Raw genomic sequence first — 19,562 nt, 5'->3', positions numbered from 1 at the left:
GGGCTCTTTGTGGTTCGATTTCATCAAATGACGCGGCCGTATTTCGTCATTGATCGCCTATTTCAGCTGGGGTAGGATCGCCTCGCCTGAATGGAAGGTCCCCGCACATGCGCACACGAATTTTTTCCTGGTTAGGACATGAGTTTATTGAGCTCTGCGGCGAAGCCGCGCCGGCAGCCAACGCCACGCTCGAAGCGCAGCAGCTCTTTCAGCGCTTCGACAGCGAGCTGCGCGGGCACGGCTTGTCCCTCGACCACACCGTGCGCAGCCGGCTGTGGGGGCGCGACCGCGCCAGCCGCGACCTGGGCAGCACCGAGCGCGTGCGAGTTCTCTCAGGCAAAGCGCGTTCGGCCAGCTCCAGCTACATTGCGCCGGGACACTTCGATTCCACGGCGAACGTCGCCATCGACTTGATCGCCATGCGGCCGACGAGCCCCGCGGCGGCGAAAACGATCGTCGAGTACGAGCCCGCCATCGTGCCGATTCGCTTTCTGGTGCTCGAAAATGTGGTCGTGCTTTCCGGCGTCACCACAGTGCTGCCGACGTTGGCCGCGCAGTTCGACAATATTTTTCCAAGAATCGCCGGGTCGTTAAAAGACGCCGGCAGTTCATGGGACAAAGTCGCGCGGGTGTCGTTTTATCTGCACCGCAGCCAGACCATCGATCATTTAAAAGAACTCTTTGCGCGCCATGTCGGCGCCAAGGTGCCGCAATTAGAATATTGCTTTGTCGACGGCTATTCCTCCGAGGGCAAGTTCTGCGAGGTGGAAGTGACGGCAAGCCTCTAGTCCAAAAGGAATTTTCACGATGCCAGTTCAGCGTCCCCGCGTCGCCATTCTCGACGACTTCGAAAATCTCGCCGACACGGTGCCGGCCTATCGGAAACTCACCGAGCGCGCCGATATTACGATCCTAAGAGAACGGCTGGATAGCTCGGAGAAAATCGTCCAGCGCCTGCGCGACTTCGACATTCTGCTGCTCATGCGCGAGCGCACCCGTTTTAGCGCCAAGGAATATCGCCAGCTGCCCAATTTGAGATTTATTTCGCAAACCGGCCGCACCAGCGTCCATCTCGATCTGCCGGCCGCCACCGAGCGCAACGTCGCCATATCGGGAACGCCGAGCGACAGCGGTGCGACCACCAAAGAGCTGACGGTTGGTTTGATTCTCGCGTTGCTGCGCAAGATTCCACAGGTCAATGCCCGCATGCGCGAAGAAAGCTGGCCCGCGCTCGCCGGCATTGGCCTGGAAGGCAAAACCATCGGCGTTTTGGGACTGGGACGCATCGGCAATGAAGTCGCGCGCATCATGAAAGCGTTCAACACCCGCGTGCTCGGATGGTCACGATCGCTGACGCCGGCGCGCGCCGCCGAAGTGGGCGCCGAGTCGGTCCCCTTCGAGACGCTCCTGCGCCAGTCCGATGTCGTCACCTTGCACGTGAAATTTATTCCCCAGACCGTCGATTTGATCGGCGCCAAGGAGATCGCTCTCATGAAGCGCGGAGCGTTTTTGGTGAACACCGGCCGCGGCCCGATTATCAATGAAAAAGCCATGATCGCGGCGCTGCAAAGCGGCCAGTTGGCCGGTGTCGGCCTCGACGTTTACGATCAGGAACCGCTGCCGATGGACCATCCGTTGCGGCGCTTCGACAACGCCATTCTGATGTCACACCGAGGCTACGCCACCGTGGAAATATTGAGCGAGCGCTATGAGCAAGCGCTAAGTAACATCATCGATTACCTCGACGGCAAGGCGCTCAAGCTGTTAAATCCCGAGGTCAAGACGCCCGCTTAAAGCGCTTCAGCACGATAGCCGATGCAAGATAAGGAGCGTCTTTATGGCCAACCTGAAACTGTTCGGCTCAGATACCATCGACCAGACCTATGCCCGCGCGCTGCGCGCGATTGGCAGAGATCTCGCCAGCCTCTTTCCTGAAAATCTGGAGATCGAGGTCATCGGCGCAACCTACAAGGTGCAATACCACCTGCGTGCCAAAACTTTGGCACCGGAAAAACCGGAGAAAGCTAGCCTATTGCGCAACCTCTTCAAGAAGTCAGAGACGAGCGCTCCGGCTCCTGCCACAACGTCGTTCCAGCCAGAAACGAGAACCTATGCTCAAGATGCGCTTGACCGCATAAATTCAGCCCAAAGCGCAGCCCGTCACGCCGATGACGGCAATCCGGACATCTACGACCTGAGTGAAAGGCTGCGCACCGTCGGCCGGGTAGTCGACAAAATTCAAGGGACCTTGATCAAAGTTTCCAAAGGCGCCAATTCCGTGCAGTTTCATTACGCCGACGCCAAAGGCCTTGAACACAACGACGAACTGAGCAACCAAGAACTGTATCGCATGCAGCGGGAATTCTTCGCGTCGAGGGAACATCACTCCGGCAACGACATCTGGGGGGAGCAGGCGCGATAGTCGAAGCCTTTACTTTCCCGCTCGAATTGGCAGCCAAATCAAGCTAGGGTGCCCGCTGATGGCCACCCGCTTAACCCACGCACAGTTGGCGCAGATTACCGCTCGCACCGTCGGCCACTACGACGCCCGCGCCGAACGCTTCTGGGCCGACACCCGCGACCACGACGTCAGCCAAAACCGCCAAGCGCTGCTCGAACAAATCCACGGCACTCCGCCGTATAAAATTCTCGATTTCGGCTGCGGCCCCGGACGCGATTTGAAAATCTTTCGCGCCCTGGGACATGAACCCATCGGCCTCGAAGGCGCGGCAGAGTTCGTCAAGCTGGCGCAACAATACAGCGGCTGCGAAGTTTGGCAGCAGGATTTTCTGCAACTTCATTTGCCGAAAGATTTTTTCGACGGCATCTTCGCCAACGCATCGCTGTTCCACGCGCCGAGCCAGGAGCTGCCGCGGGTGCTGCGCGAGCTGTGGCACTCGCTAAAAACTGACGGCGTGTTGTTCAGCTCCAATCCGCGCGGCGACAACCAAGAAGGTTGGAACGGCGAGCGCTACGGCAGCTACCACGACTGGCCGCGCTGGCGCGAGCTGGTCATCGAAGCGGGCTTCCAGGAAATTCGTCATTACTATCGCCCCGATGGCCTGCCACGAGAGCAACAACCCTGGCTCGCCTCACTCTGGCGCAAAGCCTAACTTGTCACACCCTCCGACTCACGCCTCCGCACTATTGTCAGTTGCCTTTGCCGGCAATTGACAGCGCAGCCGCCCATCCATTAATGTGCGCTTAATATTGCCGCGATCCCATAAGGAGGACTGAACCATGGCCATAGCAAGCGATTTGATTATTTCCTCGGACTCTCACGTGATGGAACCGGTGGACCTTTGGAAGAAGGGCGTGTCGGCGAAATATCGCGACACAGCACCGGAATTTCCGCCGCACCAAGTCGGCGAAGGCTTCCAGCAGCACGCCGGCGGCTGGGACGCCAAGGCGCGTATGAAAGAAATGGAAGCCGACGGGCTCAGCGCCGAGGTGCTCTATCCAACCTTGGGTTTGGATCTTTTCGGCCTTGACGACGCCGGTCTGCAGGAAGAATGCTTTCGCGCGTACAACGATTGGCTGATTGACTATTGCAGCACGGACCCGACGCGGCTCATCGGCATTCCCTCCATCGCGGTCTACAACATCGACAATGGCGTCAAGGAGCTCGACCGCTGCCGCAAAAAAGGTTTGAAAGGCGCGATCATTTGGCAAGCACCCCACAAAGATCTGCCGTTCACTTCCAATCATTACGAAAAATTCTGGTCCGCCTGTGAAGATTTGGATGCGCCGCTGAGCCTGCATATCTTGACCGGCCACAGCTACAACAAAGACAAGAACCGCAAGGGCATCGAGCGTTATCGTGGCAGCGTCAATCTGAAATTGATGGACATCGCCAACGGCTTGTTCGACCTGGTCTTCTCCGGCGTGCTGGAGCGCCACCCTAAGCTAAAAATCGTTTCGGTGGAAAACGAATCCGGCTGGATGCCGTGGATGTTTCAGCAGTGGGACTATTATTACAATCGTTTCAAGAAAGAGAATCCGCCGGCTTTCTCGAAAAACCCCAGCGCTTTCATCAAGGATCAAATCTACGCCTGCTTTTTTAACGACCACGTCTGTGGCGAAAACTTAAAGTTCTGGGGCCAAGACAACATCATGTGGTCCAATGATTTTCCCCATCCGAATTCCACCTGGCCCAACTCGATCAAGATCATCGAGCGCGACTTGGGTCATCTACCGGCAGAAACCCAGCGCAAAGTCGTCTGCGACAACGTTTGCCGGCTCTACGACATCGATGCCGCCAAGCTGCCGCGCCTAAAGAAAGCAGCGTAAGAAGGACTCACCACGAAGACGCGAAGATCACGAAGTTTCGGATAAAGAATATATCTTCTTTTTCCCTTCGTGATCTTCGTGTCTTCGCGGTAAAAATCTCTTTTGCGTTGATCCTCACCATGCTCAACAGATACAATCTCCGGCAATTTATTCGAGACTTAGATAGCATTACTAGCCGTTACCCAGAGCCGGGAAAAATCGTCGAGGTCGCCAAACCGCTGCTTGCCGAGCTCGTCAAAAATCCCAATTGCGTCGAGCCGCAGTACAAGCAGCATGGCGGCAAAACCTACGGCCGCTACATGCTGCACCGGGCGCCGAAGTTCAACGTGACGACCGTCGTCTGGGGCCCCGGCGACGGCGCCAAAGCGCACAACCATGACACTTGGGGACTCGTGGGGGTGGTCGAGAACGAGCTGCAGGAAACCCGCTTTAAACGCCAGGACGACGGCAAGAAAGACGGCTATGCCGAGCTGCAAGTGACCGGTGTGAATCAAAACCAGACCGGCATGGTCTCGACTCTATTGGCACCGGAAGATGACATCCACGAGATGCTCAACGTCACCCAGAAAAACACCGTCGAGGTCCATGTCTACGGTATCGATTTGGCGAACTATCAGCGGCTCCAGTTCGATGTCGCGTCCAAATCGGTGAAATATTTCGCCAGCGCGAAATACGATAACTGCTGAACGAGATAGAACGCCCAAAGACTCTCCAACGACGGAGTATGGCTTATGACACACCCGGCCAAATACGAAGTCGAAGTCCGTGATGTCGAGTATCAATCCATCGGCGGCAAGTCCTGGCCGCTGCGCATCTATCAGCCTAAAGGCGATGGGCCGTTTCCAGCGATCATCGACGTGCACGGCGGCGCCTGGCACAATGGCGATCGCACCAACAACGCCGGCATCGATCATGCCCTGGCGGCGCAAGGGATTCTCGTCGCTGCGGTAGAGTTCCGCCAACCACCCGAAGCCGGCTATCCGGCATCCGTCTGTGACATCAATCTCGCAACGCGCTGGCTAAAAGCCCATGCAGCCGAATACCAGATCTCGACAAAAGTCGGCGCCTTCGGGAATTCTAGCGGCGGCCATCAAGTCGTCCTGAGCGCGATGAGACCGCGCCACGCCGCCTACGCGTCATCGCCGCTGGCGAAGTCTCCTCAAGTGGATGCAAGCCTCGCGTACGTGATCGCCGGCTGGCCAGTCATCTGTCCGCATTATCGGTTTCTTTACGCGAAGCGCATCAACAACCAAGAACATATCAAGGCGCACTACGATTACTGGCGCACTGAAGAGGCGATGAGCGAAGGCAGTCCACAGACCATCTGTGATAGCGGTGAAAAGATCGAGATGCCGCCGATTCTGCTATTACTCAAAGAGAACGACAAGAATCATCCTTTGGAGATGGAAGAGAAGTTTGTTGCCTCCTACCGCAGACGCGGCGGCACTATGGACGTACAGATGTTCAGCGGCCTACCCGAGCACCGGATGGTGCCCTCTCCGGATAAGCCGGAAACCATGCGAGCGATGGAGATAATGACGGCCTTTATTCGCAAGCACGCCGGTTAGCCCGTTCTCCTAATCATAGTTTCAACTTTAACTCCCAATTTAGATAGTTCTGCATATCCTCTTTGGTGCCGCGGATCGACGGCGACAACACGACATCGTTGGGCTCAATCAGTGCATCTGTCAGCCCAGTTTCGATCGCGTGTCCCCTCTCCTGCCATGCACGAATGCCACCGCGCAGCACGGCAACATTCTGCCAGCCTATTTCCACCAGGGCTCGCGCCGCGAAAGCCGATTGGCGGCCATCGCTGCAGGTAACGATGATCGGCTTCGCCCTGTCCGGAAATAACCCAGGAAGTTTGATGTCGAGCCAACCCCGCGAGATCCATTTCGCACCCGGTAGGTGGCCTGACTCATAATCGAGGCTTGTGCCGACATCGAGAATCAAAGGCCTTTCGCCCTTCGCTCGCTCAGCCAAATCGGCGGCATCGATCATTTTCGTTTCCCGCAGTACAGCGTCAAGACCAAGCGGCTTAGATTCAGGCGTCCCGCTGAGCAACTTGTCCCCGCTGGCTTGCCAGGCTTTGCTTCCTCCGCTCAGAATGAAAACCTGCGGAAAACCCATCTCGCGGTACCAATAGGCCGCCATGGTCGCCCGAGTGCCGTCGCTGCTGACGAAAACAATCTTCGCGTTGCGCACGGCAACGAAATCGTCGGAGCGCTGCACTGCCTGCCCGCCCGGAACATTGATCGATCCATCGATATGGCCTTCGGCAAATTCTTTTTCCGAGCGCACGTCGATCAGGTAGCGCTCGTTGTTTCCAAGTTTCTGACATTCCTCCACGGTTAGGAAAGATAGTTTTTCTTCTTCAGCGATTCGTTGCGCCGCCGCGACGGCGCTCTCCCGACTCTCTGCCGGCGCCTGCGGCCCGCCGCGGCCGGGCTTTTGTTCCAATTCAAGCCCCGCCAACACCCAACCCATGGTGCCGTTGCGCAGCGCGCGCACATTCGTTAAACCTAAACGTCGCAGTGCCGCAGCGGCGATGATGCTGCGGGTGCGGCCGGCGCAGTTGACTATCACTGTCGGCCTGCGACGCAACTCGTCAGCCCAAAGAATCAGTTCGCCGCCAGGCACACTCTGGCCGCCGGGAATGCAAAAGCGGCCATATTCCTCGGGCGTCCGCACATCGAGAATCACCAACTCTTCGCCGCGATCCTGCAACGCCTTCAGTTGCTCGGGAGTCATGTCCGCCACCTGCCGTTCGTGATGCACTTTTTCGCCAAAGGCTTTGCTCGGCACGTTGACGCCGCTGACAGTCCCATACCCCTGCGCTTTCCAGGCCGGAAGACCGCCCGCGAGCAGCGAGACATAATTGTGGCCAAGCTCCACCAGAGTGCACCGCGCCCGCGGCGCGCGCTCGCCATCCTCGTCGTAAAGCACAATTGGAATATTCCGGTCCGGCACCAGCTCGGCGATGCGGAATTCGATCTGGCTGCGCGGTAAGGATGTCGCGCCGGGGATTTGTTCCTGGTTGGACTCGCCGCGCTCGCGCACGTCGAAAACCGCATAGAGATCAGGCGACGGCATCAGCGCCGACAATTCTTGGCAAGAAACTGCTGCGGCCATGGAGACTCTCCTCGAACTTGAACGGGCCATCGAAGTCTGTTCTACTCGTGAGCAGCAAGAATTCCAAGCCAGGAGATCAACATGGCAGCCATTCACGATCGGTTCAGCGGCCTTTATATTCCATACGTCACGCCGTTTCACGACGACGGCTCGTTGGACTTGGCGAGCCTCGAACGCCTGACGAAATATTTCGCCGCGCTGCCCGGCGTCGCCGGTCTGGTCTCCTGCGCGCGCATCGGTGAAAGCCCGGTGCTGAGCCTGGCGGAGAAGCGGCAGGTCTACGAAATCTGCGGCAAAATCGCCCGCGATGCCGGCAAAACCCATATCGCCACCATCGCGCCGCAATCCACCGACGAAACCGTCGGCCTCATGCGCGATTTGGAAAGCCTCGCTATCGACGGCGTGATGATCTTCCCGCCCCTCTTATTCTCCTGGGGAAAAGTCGACAACAACCTGAAAGTTCGCTACTTCGAAGACCTCGCTAGTGAGACCAAACTGCCGGTGGTGCTGTTTCAAATACCGGTCAAGAGCTATTACTACGACCCCGAGACCATCTGCCGCATCGCCCGCCTCGAGAACGTCGTCGCCTTCAAGGAAGCGTCCTTCGACATCAAACTTTTCACTGACACCCTCAAAGCCCTCGAACACGACCGCGCCGAGATGCGCGTCCTTACCGGCAACGACCGGTTCGTCGCCGAGAGCTACCAGCTCGGCGCCCACGGCGCGCTTATCGGCGTCGCCAACGTCGCCACCGAGCGCTGGGGCGCCATGGACTTCGCCGGCCGCGCCGGCCAGCACGAAGAAGCCGCGCGCATTCAAAAAGAATTGGAAGCGGTGAAGGAATTGGTCTTCAGCGAACCGATCGTCGAAGCCGTCGCCCGTATCAAAGTCGTTCTGCAGCACGAAGGCCTGATCAAAACCGCCAAAGTGCGCCGCCCACAATTGGGCATCAGCGAAGCGGAAAAGAAGCAGTTACTGGCAAGCTACGAAGCCTTGAAGAAAAACCAATTCAAAGCAGCGAAAACGGAACGGGCGGCGTAGCTAATAGAGACCGATTTATCTCTGGCGAATTTCGGGCGGGGTTCAAACCCGCCCTTTTTATTTTGGCTTTACGTTTTTTGCACTGCGGTTAAACAGCCGAAGCCGAATTCATTAACTCTTCTCCGCCCCTCGCCCCGGAATCACAAACGCGAATAACCCAATCGTCACGGCGAGCAACACCATCGAGCTGAGTGCCAGCGACCAGTGAATGCCGATCAGGCCGCCGACGACACCGACGGTGACGCCGCTGAAGGCGCGCAGACCGTTGTTCGACGTGTTGAACAAGCCGATTAAACGGCCACGCAGATTGGGCGGCGCCTGTAATTGCACCAAAGTTTGCGCCATCGATAAAAATGCCAGATTGAGGAAGCCGGCGAAAAACAACAGCGCAATTGCAAAGGACAGGACTGTTGAGACTGCGAAGCCAATGATCGCGACACACCAGAGAATCGAGCAGATCGCCGCGTTGCGCGCGTTGGCTTTGAGCCAACCGGTGCCTTCCAAGAGCAATCCACCCACTGCGGCGCCGGCAGCGTTGGCGCCGAGTAAAATACTATAAGCCCAATCGTGCTTGTCATGACCGAAGTCGTGGGCGAAATCCGGCATCTGCGCTTGGAAAGCGTTGCCCACCAACAGCGACGTCGAGCCACCCAGCAAGATCATTGACAGGATAGTCGGATTGGACGCGCTTTCGCGCAGCAATTTGATGGCGCCGCCCAAGCCGGCTCGGCCCGGCCGCACACTCCCCGCTTCATCGCGGCCATGGCCAGTGTAGGGGATCATCATCATGTAGATGATCGCCGGCACGTACATCAGCGCGTTGATGAACAATCCCGCGGGACCGCCGAACAGGAGCATTGTCGTACCACCGACGCCGGGGCCAAAAAGAATTGCGATATTGCGTCCGGTGGAGTTCAAACGCACGGCGCTTTGCAAATGCTCGCGCCCGACAATGTCGTGAATGATCAACTGGCTGGCCGGTTGGCCAAGAACTCCGGCCATGCCGTGCACGACCAAAAGCACGCAGGCATGCCAGACTTCAATCGTGTCGGTGAGAAAAAAGACCGCCCAAAGCAGCGACACCACGGCGTAGATCGCCTGCGCGCTCTGAATCACGCGTCGGCAGTCGTGGCGATCGGCCAGCGCGCCAAAGTAAACCGCGAAAAATAAAAATGGCGTCCAGTGGCTGATGACCGCGAAACCGGCCAGCACCGGCGAGTGAAATTTCTGATAGAGCAACCAGTAGCTGATCACATGCTCGATGTTGTCGCCCATCTGCGCCAACATCAGGACAAAGAAATATTTCCGATAATCGGCGTGATGCAGCGCGGCGAAGGCGCGTGGCTTGGCCGGCGCCGCCGCGGGCTCCTGGGTTTTTGGTTGCGGTTTTGCAGCCATGCGGCTTCAGCCTTGAACCACTTTCTCCGCCGGTTGTCCGGGAATCGAAAAAGCGAAGAGCGCCACCGTGATCGCCAGCAAAACCATCGCGCTCAAGGCCAGCGACCAGTGCACGCCGATCAAGCCGCCGACCACGCCCACCGTGACGCCGCTAAAAGCTTTAAAGCCCATGCTGGTCATCGAGTACAAACCGATCAGCCGGCCACGCAGCTGCGGCGGCGACATGAGCTGCACGATGGTCTGCGCCATCGACGAAAACGCCAGGTTCAATACACCGGCGAGAAACAACAGGCCGAGCGAGAGGTAATAATTGTAAGACAGCGCAAACGCCGCGATGGTGACGCACCAGAGGATCGCGCTGATGATCGCGGTCTTCACGCTGGGCGGCAGCCAGGAGCGCCCCTCCAGGAGAAAGCCGCCGACCACCGCGCCGGCGGCGTTGGCACCGAGCAGTGCGCTGTAGGCGAAGTCGGCTTTCTCAGTACCCAGGTCGTGGGCAAACTCCGGCATGGTTGCTTGGAACGCCGTGCCGACGAAAAACGACACGCAGCCGCCCAGTATGACCATTGTAGTCACGGGGCGGTTATCGGAAATTTCCCGGATGACTTTGAAAGCGTCGGTCCAACTCATGGCGCGCCGCGCCGGCGCCGCGCCCTCGCGGCTGTGGCCGGTGTAGGGCACGCGCAGCAGCCACAGCGTCAGCGGCAAGTAGATCAATGTGTTGACCACCAGTCCCACCGATGGACTGAACAAGAGCATCATGCCGCCGCCCACCGCAGGGCCGAAAAGAATTCCCAACTGGCGGCTCGTGGAATTTAGACGAATTGCGCTCTGCAACTGCTCCCGGCCAACGATATCGTGAATTAACAACTGACTGCCGGGTCCCCAGAGCACCCCCGCCATGCCGTGAATCACCAGCAACACGCAGGCGTGCCAGACTTGAATCGTGTCGGTCCAAAACAAAAACGCCCACAACGCCGACACGCCCATGTACATGATCTGCGCCACTTGAATGACTTTGCGGCAATCATAGCGGTCCGCCATGGCGCCAAAGTAAACCGCGAAAAGCAAAAATGGTGTCCAATGGCTCAACACCGCAAAGCCGGCCAGCGTCGGCGAGTGAAACTTTTGATACAACAGCCAGTAGCTGATCACATGCTCGATGTTGTCAGCCATCATGGCCAGCGCGGTGGTCCAGAAGTAGCTGCGAAAATCTTTGTGGCGCAGCGCGGCGAAAGCTAACTTTTTCTCTGCCGACGGTGGCGCGACATTCGGCTGATGGTCACTCGCAGATGCCAAGGAATGCTCCGATTAGAATAGAAGATTAGCTTTGGAAAGTAACGGATAACCGCCAGGCTCGCAACCAGACCAAAGAAGGAGAAAGATTCTGTTAACTCGCTTCGGTGACCGCGCGGCTCTGGTGCGCGAAAGCGAACAACGCGATGGTGACTGCGAGGAGAATCAGTGAGCTCAGCGCCAGCGACCAGTGAATGCCGATCAGGCCGCCGATAACGCCGACGGTTACGCCGCTGAAGGCGCGCAGACCGAAGGCCGACATGGAAAACAACCCGATCAAACGGCCGCGCAGCGCCACTGGCGATTCCAATTGCACGATGGTTTGGGCAATCGAATAGAACGCCAAGTTCAGCGCGCCGGCGCCGAATAATAGAATCAGCGACAGCGGATAGCTCGTCGAAAAGGCAAAGCCGGTCATGACCACGCACCAGAGAATCGCGCAGGCGATCGCCGCCTTCACCGTCGGCGGAATCCACTGTTTGCCGTCGAGCACGAAACCGCCAAAGACCGAACCGGCGGCATTGGCTGCTAACAAAGCGCTGTAAGCGAAGTCAGCTTTCTCGGTGCCGAGATCGTGAGCGAACTCCGGCATCGCCGCTTGAAAGGCGTTGCCGACGAACAGCGACGCGGCGCCGCCGAGAAAGATCATCGTGGCGATCGAACGATGCTCCATCACGTCGCGCATGATCATGAACGCTTCGCGCCAGCGCATGCCGCGCCGCGCCGGCGCGCCATCACGCAGGTGGCCGGTGTAGGGCACCAGCATCAGCCAAATCGTAAACGGCACATAGATAAGCACGTTGACGAACAGCCCCGTCGGCGCACCGAACCACAACATCAAGCCACCGCCCACCGCCGGGCCGAAAAGAATCCCGAGCTGGCGCGCCGTGGCATTGAGCCGCACCGCGCTCGGCAAATCTTTCGGCCCGACAATATCGTGGATCAGAAGAATCTCCGCCGGCGTCCAAAACACCCCGGCGATGCCGTGGATCACCAAAAGCACACAAGCGTGCCAAACTTGAATCGTGTCGGTTAAAAACAATATCGCCCAGGTGGCCGACACGACCATGTACATGACCTGGGCGATCTGAATCAGCTTGCGGCAATCGTAGCGGTCGGCCAGCGCACCGAAATAAACCGAGAGTAAGAGAAACGGCGTCCAATGGCTGATGACGGCAAAACCGGCCAGCACCGGCGACTGAAACTTCTGAAACAACACCCAATAGCTGATCACATGCTCGATGTTGTCCGCCATCATGGCGAGCATGGTGGCGCCAAGAAACCAGCGATAGTCGCGGTGCTGCAGCGCGGCAAAAGCGACTTTTTTATCGGGCTCAGGGGAACGGCTCGAAGCGGCTCTTGAGTTGTCTGCGTTAGTCGATGGGCCAGCCAAAGGTTCTCCGATTGCGCACAACTTGTTTGGGATAACGAATATCGGCGAGTCTTGCAAACCGCGGGCTGAGTGTGCGTCAGTCTCACCAGCGCCGGGACTCTGTCGCAACCGAGAAACCAGCCGTTTTGTCATCCTGAGCGGAAGCGAAGGATCTGCTTTTCTGTACAGTTGTACGAAGCAGATTCTTCGCCTTCGGCTCATCTATGAATTGCGACACAGTCTCGCATCAACGAGTGCGTGAGACTGACGGCGCGCCAGTGAAGAATTCCAAACTTACCCGGCTACTTACCGGCAACTTCCTCGAACGACGGCTCAGGCATGCCGGCTTTCCAAGTCGGGTCGCGCAGCTCGAGCCGATTGCCGCTTGGGTCAAAGAAGTAGAGCTCGCGGCCCGGGAAGTAGCCGCCCTTGCGATAATAAAGTTCTTCGATCTTTACTTTCTGTGCTTTGAAAACCTTGCAGGCCGTTTCCAATGTTTCCGGTCCCACGGTGAACGAATGATGCACGTTGCGCTCCTCGACAAAATTCCGGTCGACCTTCGGAGCGCGCGTGCACAGGAGAATATTATGATCGCCCACATTGAAGCACGACATGCCGGAGTCACCGAGCCGGCCGAGGTGCTTCAAGCCGAGCAGGTCGCCGTAGAATTTTTCCGACTCTTCGAGATTGTTGACCGGAATCGACCAGTGCGTCACGCCTTCGATTTTTAGCTGTCCCATGGGAACCTCCTTTTGTGCTCCCTATTTGCGCCGAACCGCGCGCGGCTGTCAACCGGATTCCCTTGCGTTTGGGCGCCCATCGGGTCTAATGAATTCTTCTATTTCACGCTAGCATTTAAACGGAGAGTACGATGGAAGTCTTCGACATTCACCACCATTTGGGTTCGCTCAGCGGCGGCAGCTTGCAAGAGGGCCCAGGAAACGAAGGCTGGCAAGAGAAAGATTACGCCAGCCGTGTGCGCATCATGGACGCCAACGGCGTCACTCAGTCGGCGATTTTGGCCGCCACCGGCTACATACAGGCCGACGGCATCAAAGACACCATGCGCTCGAACGACGTCGTGGCCGCCTATCAAGAACGCGATCCCAAGCGTTTTCCCGTCGCCTGCGGCATCGTCGAGCCGCTGCATGGCGCACGCTCGCTCGGCGAGCTGGAACGGATCAAACACGCGCTCAAGCTCCAGGGCGTCGTTTGGCATCACCGTTTCCAAGGACTCGCCGTCGATCATGCCTTGATGCGGCCGCTGCTCAAAAAAGTCAGCGAGTTGGGCCTGGTGCCGCTGATTCATACCAATGCCGAGTCCAATCTCGAAGCGGTTTGGCGGCTGGAGCGATTGGCGGTCGAATTTCCCGAGCTGACCTTTGTTTCACTCGACGCGCTCACGACCAACACCAACAGCCAACTGGCGCTCGACATTGCCAAGCGCACCAAGAACATTCTATTCGACACCGCCCATTGTAAAGGCGCCGGCTATATCAAGAACTTCGTCGAAGCGGTCGGTTCGCACCGGCTGCTTTTTGGCAGTCTTTTTTATTCCCACCCTGCCAGCTATGAACACTGCCACACGCTGGCGGATATCAACGAAGCGAAAATCAGCGAGCAGGACAAGGCCAACATTCTCGCGCTCAATACTAAAAAGCTCTTCAAGTTGGTGTGATCGACACAATGGATTGACAAGCACGCGCGCTCATGGTTCCGGGTGAAAATAACTGATCGCCAACTGCGAGCGCCAAATCGAATCTCGATGAAACATTTCACGATCTACGGTCTAGCGATAACCGCTTTATTGTTCTCTAGTTTTTATATATCGCGCGCCAACGACGAACCGGTGAAACTCGTGCCCATTCTCAAGATCGACACGGATCTAGACAAGCGCACCGAAGTCAAACCGTCGCTCATTCCTGGTGCCGGCAACGGCCTGTTTGCCAAGGTCAAGATCAAAGAAGGCGAAGTCATCGGCCATCTGGGCGGGCGGCTGCGCACGGCGGAAGATTACCCGGCGGGCAATCATTACATCGCGTCGATTCCCGAATGCGCTTGGGAAGAAACCGCGCCTTACAGATACCTCGACAGCAAAGAGTTCGGTGGCAACGTCAGGCGCATCAATTTCGCACCGAGCAAGGTCAACGGCCGCGACACCGGCTTTCAGAACGCCGCCATCCGCCAGCTCTGCGACTACCCATATTTTATTTTCGTCGCCATCAAAGATATCGAGCCAGACAAAGAGATTTGGGCGAGCTACGGGCCCTACTATGATTACACCCGCTTCATGTACGAACCGGCGGTGCGCGATTTCTTTTGCAACCTGGTGAAGCTAGACTGCGCCGAGACATATTCTTACGAGCACTGAACGGAGGCAAACAGCGGCCGATCATCAAGCACGAGCCGAAAAACAAATAGCGATTTTAGTAGCAGCTATAGGGCACCAGGCGTATGCGGACGTCGGGGTGCCGATTGGCCGCGTAGGCCAAGTCACCCCAGTGCTGCTTGCCGATAACGAGCTGCACGGCATTTTCGCTGCGGGCGAGCGCGACAGCGAGCGCGGTTTGCAGCGCCAAAAAACTGCGCTCCGGAATCACGCCGGCATACCAGAGATTGAGCCTGGTAAACTCTTCTTGAATAAATCGGTCGTAACGCTCGTGGTCATCCGGCCCCAGCGCAGAACCCACCTGTTTTGCGATCTCATTGGCCTGCGCCACCGACTTGCCCATCTCGCCGATCACGGCGATACCAAACTCATTGAGCGGTTTGAGCTCGAAACCATAGACCGTTAGGTCGCTGCGTTGGGCTAGCAGCCATTTTGCTTTGCTCCGTTCCGTGTCGGCGATTTCATCAACGGTGATCGCTTCCGGGTTGGCCAAACTTCCCGCGCCGTAAACCCCTTCGACGACGACGGCTTTGACGCCGGAAGCGGCTATCCGACTCGCCAACTCGACAACGTTGGCTTGGCAGACAGCCACTTTGTTGAGGTCCTGCTTGGCACGCCCCTCAGGATTGGGGTTCTCATGCTCCTGCAGGATCACGTGCACGGTCACTGAGAATCGCGCCAACGCACCCGCGCCGGCAACGCTCGGCGATTCGACGACCTCAAGCGCCGGCTGATTTACGATGGCCCCGCAACCCGCGAATAGAACTGCGAGCAAGGAATATGCAAAAAAGAGAATCATTCCCACCTGATCTAAGACGCGAAATATCGGCTGAACTTTAACTTGACAGGCTCAATCGACCCGCCCTATGATCCGGCGAAAATATAGCGACCCGACTAGGAGGCAAGCTTATGTTTACTCTCATTTTAGCGGCGCTTTGTGTATTTCCCTTCGCATTCATAGAACCAGCGAGCGCCCAGCCGATTAAACTAACAATTGGCCAGACTGGCATTAATCCCGGCACAGGTCCACTGCTGATCGCGCAAAAGGAAAATCTCTTCGCCAAACATGGGCTAGAGGTCAAAATCATCGAGACCCAAACCACGGCCGCCGTGCAAGCGATACTCGGCGGCAGCATGCAGCTGACGATGGGCGCAGGCGCGGCATTCACCACCGCAACGTTAGAAGGTGCGCCAGCCTTTATCAACATCGCGTCGTGGATCAATGTCTTTCCCTACTATCTCGTCGCGCGCAAGGAATTCACCAAAGTTGCGGACTTGAAAGGCAAAACCGGCCAAGTGGGCGGACCGTTCGGCGCCGCGCCCGATGTCGCCATGCGCTTCGGTTTGTCGAAGCTCGGCATCGATCCCGAGAAAGACGTGAAGTTTGTGCAAATGGGACGGCCCGATTGGCACAACGTCATCAGTCAGTTGGAAAAAGGCGACGTGCAATTTTCGGTGCTGCCGCCGCCCTTCGATAAAATTGGCGAAGCCAAGGGCATCCGAAAGCTTTACGCCCTGCCGGACCTAGGCATTCAGTGGCAGCAAAACGGTGAATGGGTGCAGAAATCTTTTCTCGCCGGCAATCGTGAAGCGGTCGTGCGCGTGGAGCGAGCTCTGGCTGACGCGATGAAGTTTTATTTCACGCAAAAGGAGAAAACCCTCTCCTATCTCGTCGACTTTCTCGGCACCAGCAAAGAAGACACGGAATACTCCTACACCGCCTATGCCAAATGGGCTGACAAAAATCCGCGACCGAAACTCGAGGCCATGAAAAATACGCTGCAAGCGATCAGCCGCACGACGCCAGCCGCCCTCAAGGCCGATCCGGCGGCGTTTATTGACACCAGCATCATCGATCAACTGCTCAAAGAAGGCCATTTTAAGTTCTGATTTCAGGGTCGATTCATGGAAGAAATCCGCATCGTCGACACCACCCTGCGCGACGGCAACACCAGCCTGTGGGCGCACAACATGACCACTGGCATGATGCACCCGGTGTTGCAGCACATGGACCAAGCGGGCTTTGAGGCGATGGAGTTTTTCGTCTCCGGCCGTTTCAAGAAAGTCATCCGCGAGCAGCTCGACAACCCGTGGGATTGGGTGCGCTACGGACAAAAAGAAATCAAAAATACCCAGCTGCGCTACCACGGCGGTCTCACCGGCGGCTTTATTTTGAGCCCGTTGTGCATTCCACGGCTGCTGCTAAAACTCGTCATCGGCTACGGCATCAACCAGACCCGCCTCTCCGATCCGTGGAACGATTACAGTGAGTTGAAACCCGAGGTCGAAGAACTAAAGCAGATGGGTATGACGTCCGTGGTCAATCTGATCTACACCATCTCGCCGCGCCATACCGACGAGCATTGGGCGCACAAAGTGCGCGAGGCGGCGGCGATGAAACCCTATCGTCTCTGCTTCAAAGACGTCGCCGGCATGCTCACGCCCGACCGCGCATCGTTCTTGGCCAAGCTTATTCTCGACAACATCGGCGCCGTGCCGGTGGAGTTTCATTGCCATTGCAACAATGGCCTGGCGCCGTTCAACGTCCTCGAAGTCGTCAAAGCCGGCATTCGCATCGTCCACACGTCGATTCCGCCGCTGGCCAACGGCTCGGCGCAACCGTCAGTCTTCAACGTGGTGAACAACCTGCGCGCGCTCGGTTACAAGGTCGCCGTCAACGAAAAAGTCTTGCCGCCGGTGGAAGCGCACTTTCGCCGCTGCGCCGCCGAGGCCGGATTGCCGATCGGCGCGCCGCGCGAGTTCGATCAAGGCTGGTACCGCCACCAGGTGCCGGGCGGCATGATTTCCAACCTGCGCCATCAGTTAAAAATGCTCGGCAAAGAAGACAAGATGCCGGACGTGCTCGAAGAGATCGTCCAAGTCCGCGCCGAGTTGGGCTATCCGATTATGGTCACGCCCTTCGCCCAATTCGTCGGCAGCCAGGCGGCGATCAACATCATGACCGGCGAGCGCTACAAAGAAGTCACCGACCAAGTCATCCAGTTCGCCATGGGCCTGTGGGGCAAAGAAGGCGCCCAATACATGGACAAAGACATCAAAGCAAAAATTTTGAACCGCAAGCGCGCCAAAGAAATGGAAAATTTTGAAGTGCCCAACACGCCCTTGGAAGAAGTGCGCGCCCAATACGGCGGTCCGAGCGTCTCCGACGAAGAGCTGATCATGCGCTACTACGCCGGGCCCGAGTTTGTCGACGCGTTGAAAAACGCACCGCCGAGAAAAGAATATCTCGACGCCCGCAAGCCGTTGGTAAAACTAGTCGAAGACATCGCCAAAAAACCTGGGCCGGCGAGCGTCTACATTCGCAGAAACGATTTTACTTTGTCAGCGGGACGGAGAGCGTCGGCGGCAAGCTAGCCGCCCCTGTTGTCATTCTGAGGAGCCGTGCGACGAAGAATGTGCTTTTTTCCTGGTGCACCCGGGAAGAAGCAAGTCCTTCGCTCCGCTCAGGATGACACATTGCGCAATAACGAATAGATCTTTCACACCCCCACCTGGGCGCGCGTGTAGTCGGCAAGCCTCCACCCTTTGAGCGGCTGTCCCTCGGCCAGCGCTCGCAGTTCGCGTGCCCAGATTTCGGCACGCGCCAGGCGAACGCGTCGCGCCAGTCTTCGCGGTCGTCCTCCGGCGAGCCCTTGATATAGGGAATGTTCGGCATGATGTAGAGATTGGTGCGCACCTTGACCCGAGCAGTCGTACTTCCAACCGTGATAGAAACAGCGAATATCCTCGCCCTCGACCCAGCCAACCGAGAGCTGCGTGCCGCGATGCGCACAGCGAAAATCGACGACATGCGGTATGCCGGACTCGCCGCGATAGAGCGTAAAATCTTCGCTGAAAAATCGAATCGGCACCGCACGACCCGGTTTAAGTCGGTCGGTGCCATAGACCGGGTGCCAAGAGCGGCGCCAATACTTTCCCGCAAGCGTACCGGGACCGGTGTGGACGAAATCGACGTCTGCCGAATCGCCAGCGAATTGATCGGGTGATGCGTTCATTTCATTCCTCTCCACATCTGAGGTTTTGCTGTTGCAACAGTCGCGACTATAGCATAGTTGCAATTTGGTCGAGAACAGTGAGGTGACCCGTGCTGGCTCCGGAACGATTGTCGCGCTTTCTAACCTATGTGCTGCGCCATAAACCGAGAGACTATCCGTTGGCAATCGACCGCCAGGGGTTTGCGGCGTGGCAGGAGGTCGTCGACTTGGTCCAGCAACGCTTCTACGACGCCAACGAGCAGCAGATTCGCGACCTGATCAATGGCAGTGAAAAAAAACGCTTTGAGCTGCGCGGCGATAGAGTGCGCGCCACCTACGGGCACTCGTTTCCGTTGGAGTTGAATGAGCCCACAGCAGAACCACCCGCACAGTTGTTTTTCAGCGCGGCGCGGGACATCGCCCAGGGAATTCTTCGCAATGGTCTCAAGCCTCGGGACAGGCAGTATGTGCACTTGAGTCGCACGGCAGAAGAAGCAGCTTCAATCGCCCGCCGCCTTGATCCCAATCCGGCGGTTTTGGTGATCGATGCGCAGGCGGCCTGCGATGCCGGTGTTCGGCTGTTCGAAGCTGGGCCGCTGTTTCTTGCCGAAGGGATTCCAGCGAGATATTTGTCGTTGCGGTGAGTCGC

At 57.5% G+C, this 19,562-nt stretch carries 20 protein-coding genes; 13 read left to right on the top strand and 7 right to left on the bottom strand.

All coding sequences use genetic code 11. The features are described 5' to 3' along the window. Nucleotides 1–107: 107 nt before the first annotated feature. The 7 genes from FJ145_14345 to FJ145_14315 all read left to right on the top strand — a co-directional run bounded on the left by FJ145_14345 (nucleotide 108) and on the right by FJ145_14315 (nucleotide 5,858). Complete coding sequence (locus FJ145_14345) at nucleotides 108–788, top strand: hypothetical protein (protein ID MBM4262596.1); 681 nt, start codon at nucleotides 108–110, stop codon at nucleotides 786–788. Between the two features lie 19 nt (nucleotides 789–807). Next, complete coding sequence (locus tag FJ145_14340; protein MBM4262595.1) at nucleotides 808–1,794, top strand: D-2-hydroxyacid dehydrogenase family protein; 987 nt, start codon at nucleotides 808–810, stop codon at nucleotides 1,792–1,794. A gap of 43 nt (nucleotides 1,795–1,837) precedes the next feature. Then, the gene (locus tag FJ145_14335; GenBank protein MBM4262594.1) at nucleotides 1,838–2,422 is read left to right on the top strand and encodes a hypothetical protein; all 585 of its coding nucleotides are present in this window, start codon (nucleotides 1,838–1,840) and stop codon (nucleotides 2,420–2,422) included. Nucleotides 2,423–2,480: 58 nt separating this feature from the next. Then, complete coding sequence (locus FJ145_14330; GenBank protein MBM4262593.1) at nucleotides 2,481–3,113, top strand: class I SAM-dependent methyltransferase; 633 nt, start codon at nucleotides 2,481–2,483, stop codon at nucleotides 3,111–3,113. 127 nt (nucleotides 3,114–3,240) lie between these two features. After that, nucleotides 3,241–4,290: an amidohydrolase gene (locus FJ145_14325; GenBank protein ID MBM4262592.1), complete on the top strand. Its 1,050-nt coding sequence runs from the start codon at nucleotides 3,241–3,243 to the stop codon at nucleotides 4,288–4,290. Between the two features lie 119 nt (nucleotides 4,291–4,409). After that, a complete protein-coding gene (locus FJ145_14320; GenBank protein ID MBM4262591.1) occupies nucleotides 4,410–4,976 on the top strand; it encodes a hypothetical protein in 567 nt (188 codons plus the stop codon). 45 nt (nucleotides 4,977–5,021) lie between these two features. Continuing rightward, on the top strand, nucleotides 5,022–5,858 hold the full coding sequence (locus tag FJ145_14315; protein ID MBM4262590.1) for an alpha/beta hydrolase: 837 nt from the start codon (nucleotides 5,022–5,024) through the stop codon (nucleotides 5,856–5,858). Nucleotides 5,859–5,871: 13 nt separating this feature from the next. Here FJ145_14315 and FJ145_14310 read toward each other — a convergent pair whose 3' ends face one another. Further along, on the bottom strand, nucleotides 5,872–7,452 hold the full coding sequence (locus FJ145_14310) for a sulfurtransferase (GenBank protein ID MBM4262589.1): 1,581 nt from the start codon (nucleotides 7,450–7,452) through the stop codon (nucleotides 5,872–5,874). A 51-nt stretch (nucleotides 7,453–7,503) separates the two neighbouring features. On the opposite strand from FJ145_14310, the gene FJ145_14305 reads away from it, so the two are divergent. Further along, nucleotides 7,504–8,463 carry a dihydrodipicolinate synthase family protein gene (locus FJ145_14305; GenBank protein MBM4262588.1) on the top strand — a complete coding sequence of 320 codons (960 nt, stop codon included), beginning with the start codon at nucleotides 7,504–7,506 and terminating at the stop codon, nucleotides 8,461–8,463. Between the two features lie 111 nt (nucleotides 8,464–8,574). Here the strand turns inward: FJ145_14305 and FJ145_14300 are convergent, their stop codons facing one another. The 4 genes from FJ145_14300 to FJ145_14285 form a co-directional block, all read right to left on the bottom strand. After that, nucleotides 8,575–9,861: an MFS transporter gene (locus tag FJ145_14300; protein ID MBM4262587.1), complete on the bottom strand. Its 1,287-nt coding sequence runs from the start codon at nucleotides 9,859–9,861 to the stop codon at nucleotides 8,575–8,577. A gap of 6 nt (nucleotides 9,862–9,867) precedes the next feature. Next, nucleotides 9,868–11,160, bottom strand: a complete 1,293-nt coding sequence (locus FJ145_14295) for an MFS transporter (protein ID MBM4262586.1) — start codon at nucleotides 11,158–11,160, stop codon at nucleotides 9,868–9,870. A gap of 91 nt (nucleotides 11,161–11,251) precedes the next feature. After that, nucleotides 11,252–12,682, bottom strand: coding sequence for an MFS transporter (locus tag FJ145_14290; GenBank protein ID MBM4262585.1), 1,431 nt, complete (start codon nucleotides 12,680–12,682; stop codon nucleotides 11,252–11,254). Nucleotides 12,683–12,831: 149 nt separating this feature from the next. Continuing rightward, the gene (locus tag FJ145_14285) at nucleotides 12,832–13,269 is read right to left on the bottom strand and encodes a VOC family protein (GenBank protein MBM4262584.1); all 438 of its coding nucleotides are present in this window, start codon (nucleotides 13,267–13,269) and stop codon (nucleotides 12,832–12,834) included. Between the two features lie 131 nt (nucleotides 13,270–13,400). Between FJ145_14285 and FJ145_14280 the strand changes: the two genes are divergently transcribed. Together FJ145_14280 and FJ145_14275 are read left to right on the top strand one after the other, a co-directional pair. After that, entirely contained in the window at nucleotides 13,401–14,207 is an 807-nt protein-coding gene (locus FJ145_14280; protein ID MBM4262583.1) for a hypothetical protein, read from the top strand. An 87-nt stretch (nucleotides 14,208–14,294) separates the two neighbouring features. Continuing rightward, a complete protein-coding gene (locus tag FJ145_14275; GenBank protein ID MBM4262582.1) occupies nucleotides 14,295–14,900 on the top strand; it encodes a hypothetical protein in 606 nt (201 codons plus the stop codon). Between the two features lie 55 nt (nucleotides 14,901–14,955). Here the strand turns inward: FJ145_14275 and FJ145_14270 are convergent, their stop codons facing one another. Next, entirely contained in the window at nucleotides 14,956–15,600 is a 645-nt protein-coding gene (locus FJ145_14270) for a hypothetical protein (protein ID MBM4262581.1), read from the bottom strand. Between the two features lie 227 nt (nucleotides 15,601–15,827). Here FJ145_14270 and FJ145_14265 point away from each other — a divergent pair, with 227 nt between their 5' ends. Further along, nucleotides 15,828–16,808, top strand: a complete 981-nt coding sequence (locus FJ145_14265; protein ID MBM4262580.1) for a hypothetical protein — start codon at nucleotides 15,828–15,830, stop codon at nucleotides 16,806–16,808. Nucleotides 16,809–16,823: 15 nt separating this feature from the next. Continuing rightward, on the top strand, nucleotides 16,824–18,293 hold the full coding sequence (locus FJ145_14260) for a hypothetical protein (protein ID MBM4262579.1): 1,470 nt from the start codon (nucleotides 16,824–16,826) through the stop codon (nucleotides 18,291–18,293). Nucleotides 18,294–18,418: 125 nt separating this feature from the next. Here FJ145_14260 and FJ145_14255 read toward each other — a convergent pair whose 3' ends face one another. After that, the gene (locus FJ145_14255; protein MBM4262578.1) at nucleotides 18,419–18,934 is read right to left on the bottom strand and encodes a Rieske 2Fe-2S domain-containing protein; all 516 of its coding nucleotides are present in this window, start codon (nucleotides 18,932–18,934) and stop codon (nucleotides 18,419–18,421) included. Between the two features lie 89 nt (nucleotides 18,935–19,023). Here FJ145_14255 and FJ145_14250 point away from each other — a divergent pair, with 89 nt between their 5' ends. Continuing rightward, complete coding sequence (locus tag FJ145_14250) at nucleotides 19,024–19,557, top strand: RNA 2'-phosphotransferase (GenBank protein MBM4262577.1); 534 nt, start codon at nucleotides 19,024–19,026, stop codon at nucleotides 19,555–19,557. Nucleotides 19,558–19,562 lie beyond the last annotated feature (5 nt).

Source organism: Deltaproteobacteria bacterium (assembly GCA_016874755.1).
In the GTDB taxonomy this organism is placed as follows: domain Bacteria; phylum Desulfobacterota; class Binatia; order UBA9968; family UBA9968; genus DP-20.
Note: the sequence above shows the minus strand (reverse complement) of the source record. Positions and strands in the feature narration are given on the sequence as shown.

Excerpts from the sequence above, each read along its gene's own strand:
- FJ145_14345 (MBM4262596.1), top strand. The coding sequence starts at position 108 with ATGCGCACACGAATTTTTTCCTGGTTAGGACATGAGTTTATTGAGCTC.
- FJ145_14340 (MBM4262595.1), top strand. The coding sequence starts at position 808 with ATGCCAGTTCAGCGTCCCCGCGTCGCCATTCTCGACGACTTCGAAAAT.
- FJ145_14335 (MBM4262594.1), top strand. The coding sequence starts at position 1,838 with ATGGCCAACCTGAAACTGTTCGGCTCAGATACCATCGACCAGACCTAT.
- FJ145_14330 (MBM4262593.1), top strand. The coding sequence starts at position 2,481 with ATGGCCACCCGCTTAACCCACGCACAGTTGGCGCAGATTACCGCTCGC.
- FJ145_14325 (MBM4262592.1), top strand. The coding sequence starts at position 3,241 with ATGGCCATAGCAAGCGATTTGATTATTTCCTCGGACTCTCACGTGATG.
- FJ145_14320 (MBM4262591.1), top strand. The coding sequence starts at position 4,410 with ATGCTCAACAGATACAATCTCCGGCAATTTATTCGAGACTTAGATAGC.
- FJ145_14315 (MBM4262590.1), top strand. The coding sequence starts at position 5,022 with ATGACACACCCGGCCAAATACGAAGTCGAAGTCCGTGATGTCGAGTAT.
- FJ145_14310 (MBM4262589.1), bottom strand. The coding sequence starts at position 7,452 with ATGGCCCGTTCAAGTTCGAGGAGAGTCTCCATGGCCGCAGCAGTTTCT.
- FJ145_14305 (MBM4262588.1), top strand. The coding sequence starts at position 7,504 with ATGGCAGCCATTCACGATCGGTTCAGCGGCCTTTATATTCCATACGTC.
- FJ145_14300 (MBM4262587.1), bottom strand. The coding sequence starts at position 9,861 with ATGGCTGCAAAACCGCAACCAAAAACCCAGGAGCCCGCGGCGGCGCCG.
- FJ145_14290 (MBM4262585.1), bottom strand. The coding sequence starts at position 12,682 with ATGACAAAACGGCTGGTTTCTCGGTTGCGACAGAGTCCCGGCGCTGGT.
- FJ145_14285 (MBM4262584.1), bottom strand. The coding sequence starts at position 13,269 with ATGGGACAGCTAAAAATCGAAGGCGTGACGCACTGGTCGATTCCGGTC.
- FJ145_14280 (MBM4262583.1), top strand. The coding sequence starts at position 13,401 with ATGGAAGTCTTCGACATTCACCACCATTTGGGTTCGCTCAGCGGCGGC.
- FJ145_14275 (MBM4262582.1), top strand. The coding sequence starts at position 14,295 with ATGAAACATTTCACGATCTACGGTCTAGCGATAACCGCTTTATTGTTC.
- FJ145_14265 (MBM4262580.1), top strand. The coding sequence starts at position 15,828 with ATGTTTACTCTCATTTTAGCGGCGCTTTGTGTATTTCCCTTCGCATTC.
- FJ145_14260 (MBM4262579.1), top strand. The coding sequence starts at position 16,824 with ATGGAAGAAATCCGCATCGTCGACACCACCCTGCGCGACGGCAACACC.
- FJ145_14255 (MBM4262578.1), bottom strand. The coding sequence starts at position 18,934 with ATGAACGCATCACCCGATCAATTCGCTGGCGATTCGGCAGACGTCGAT.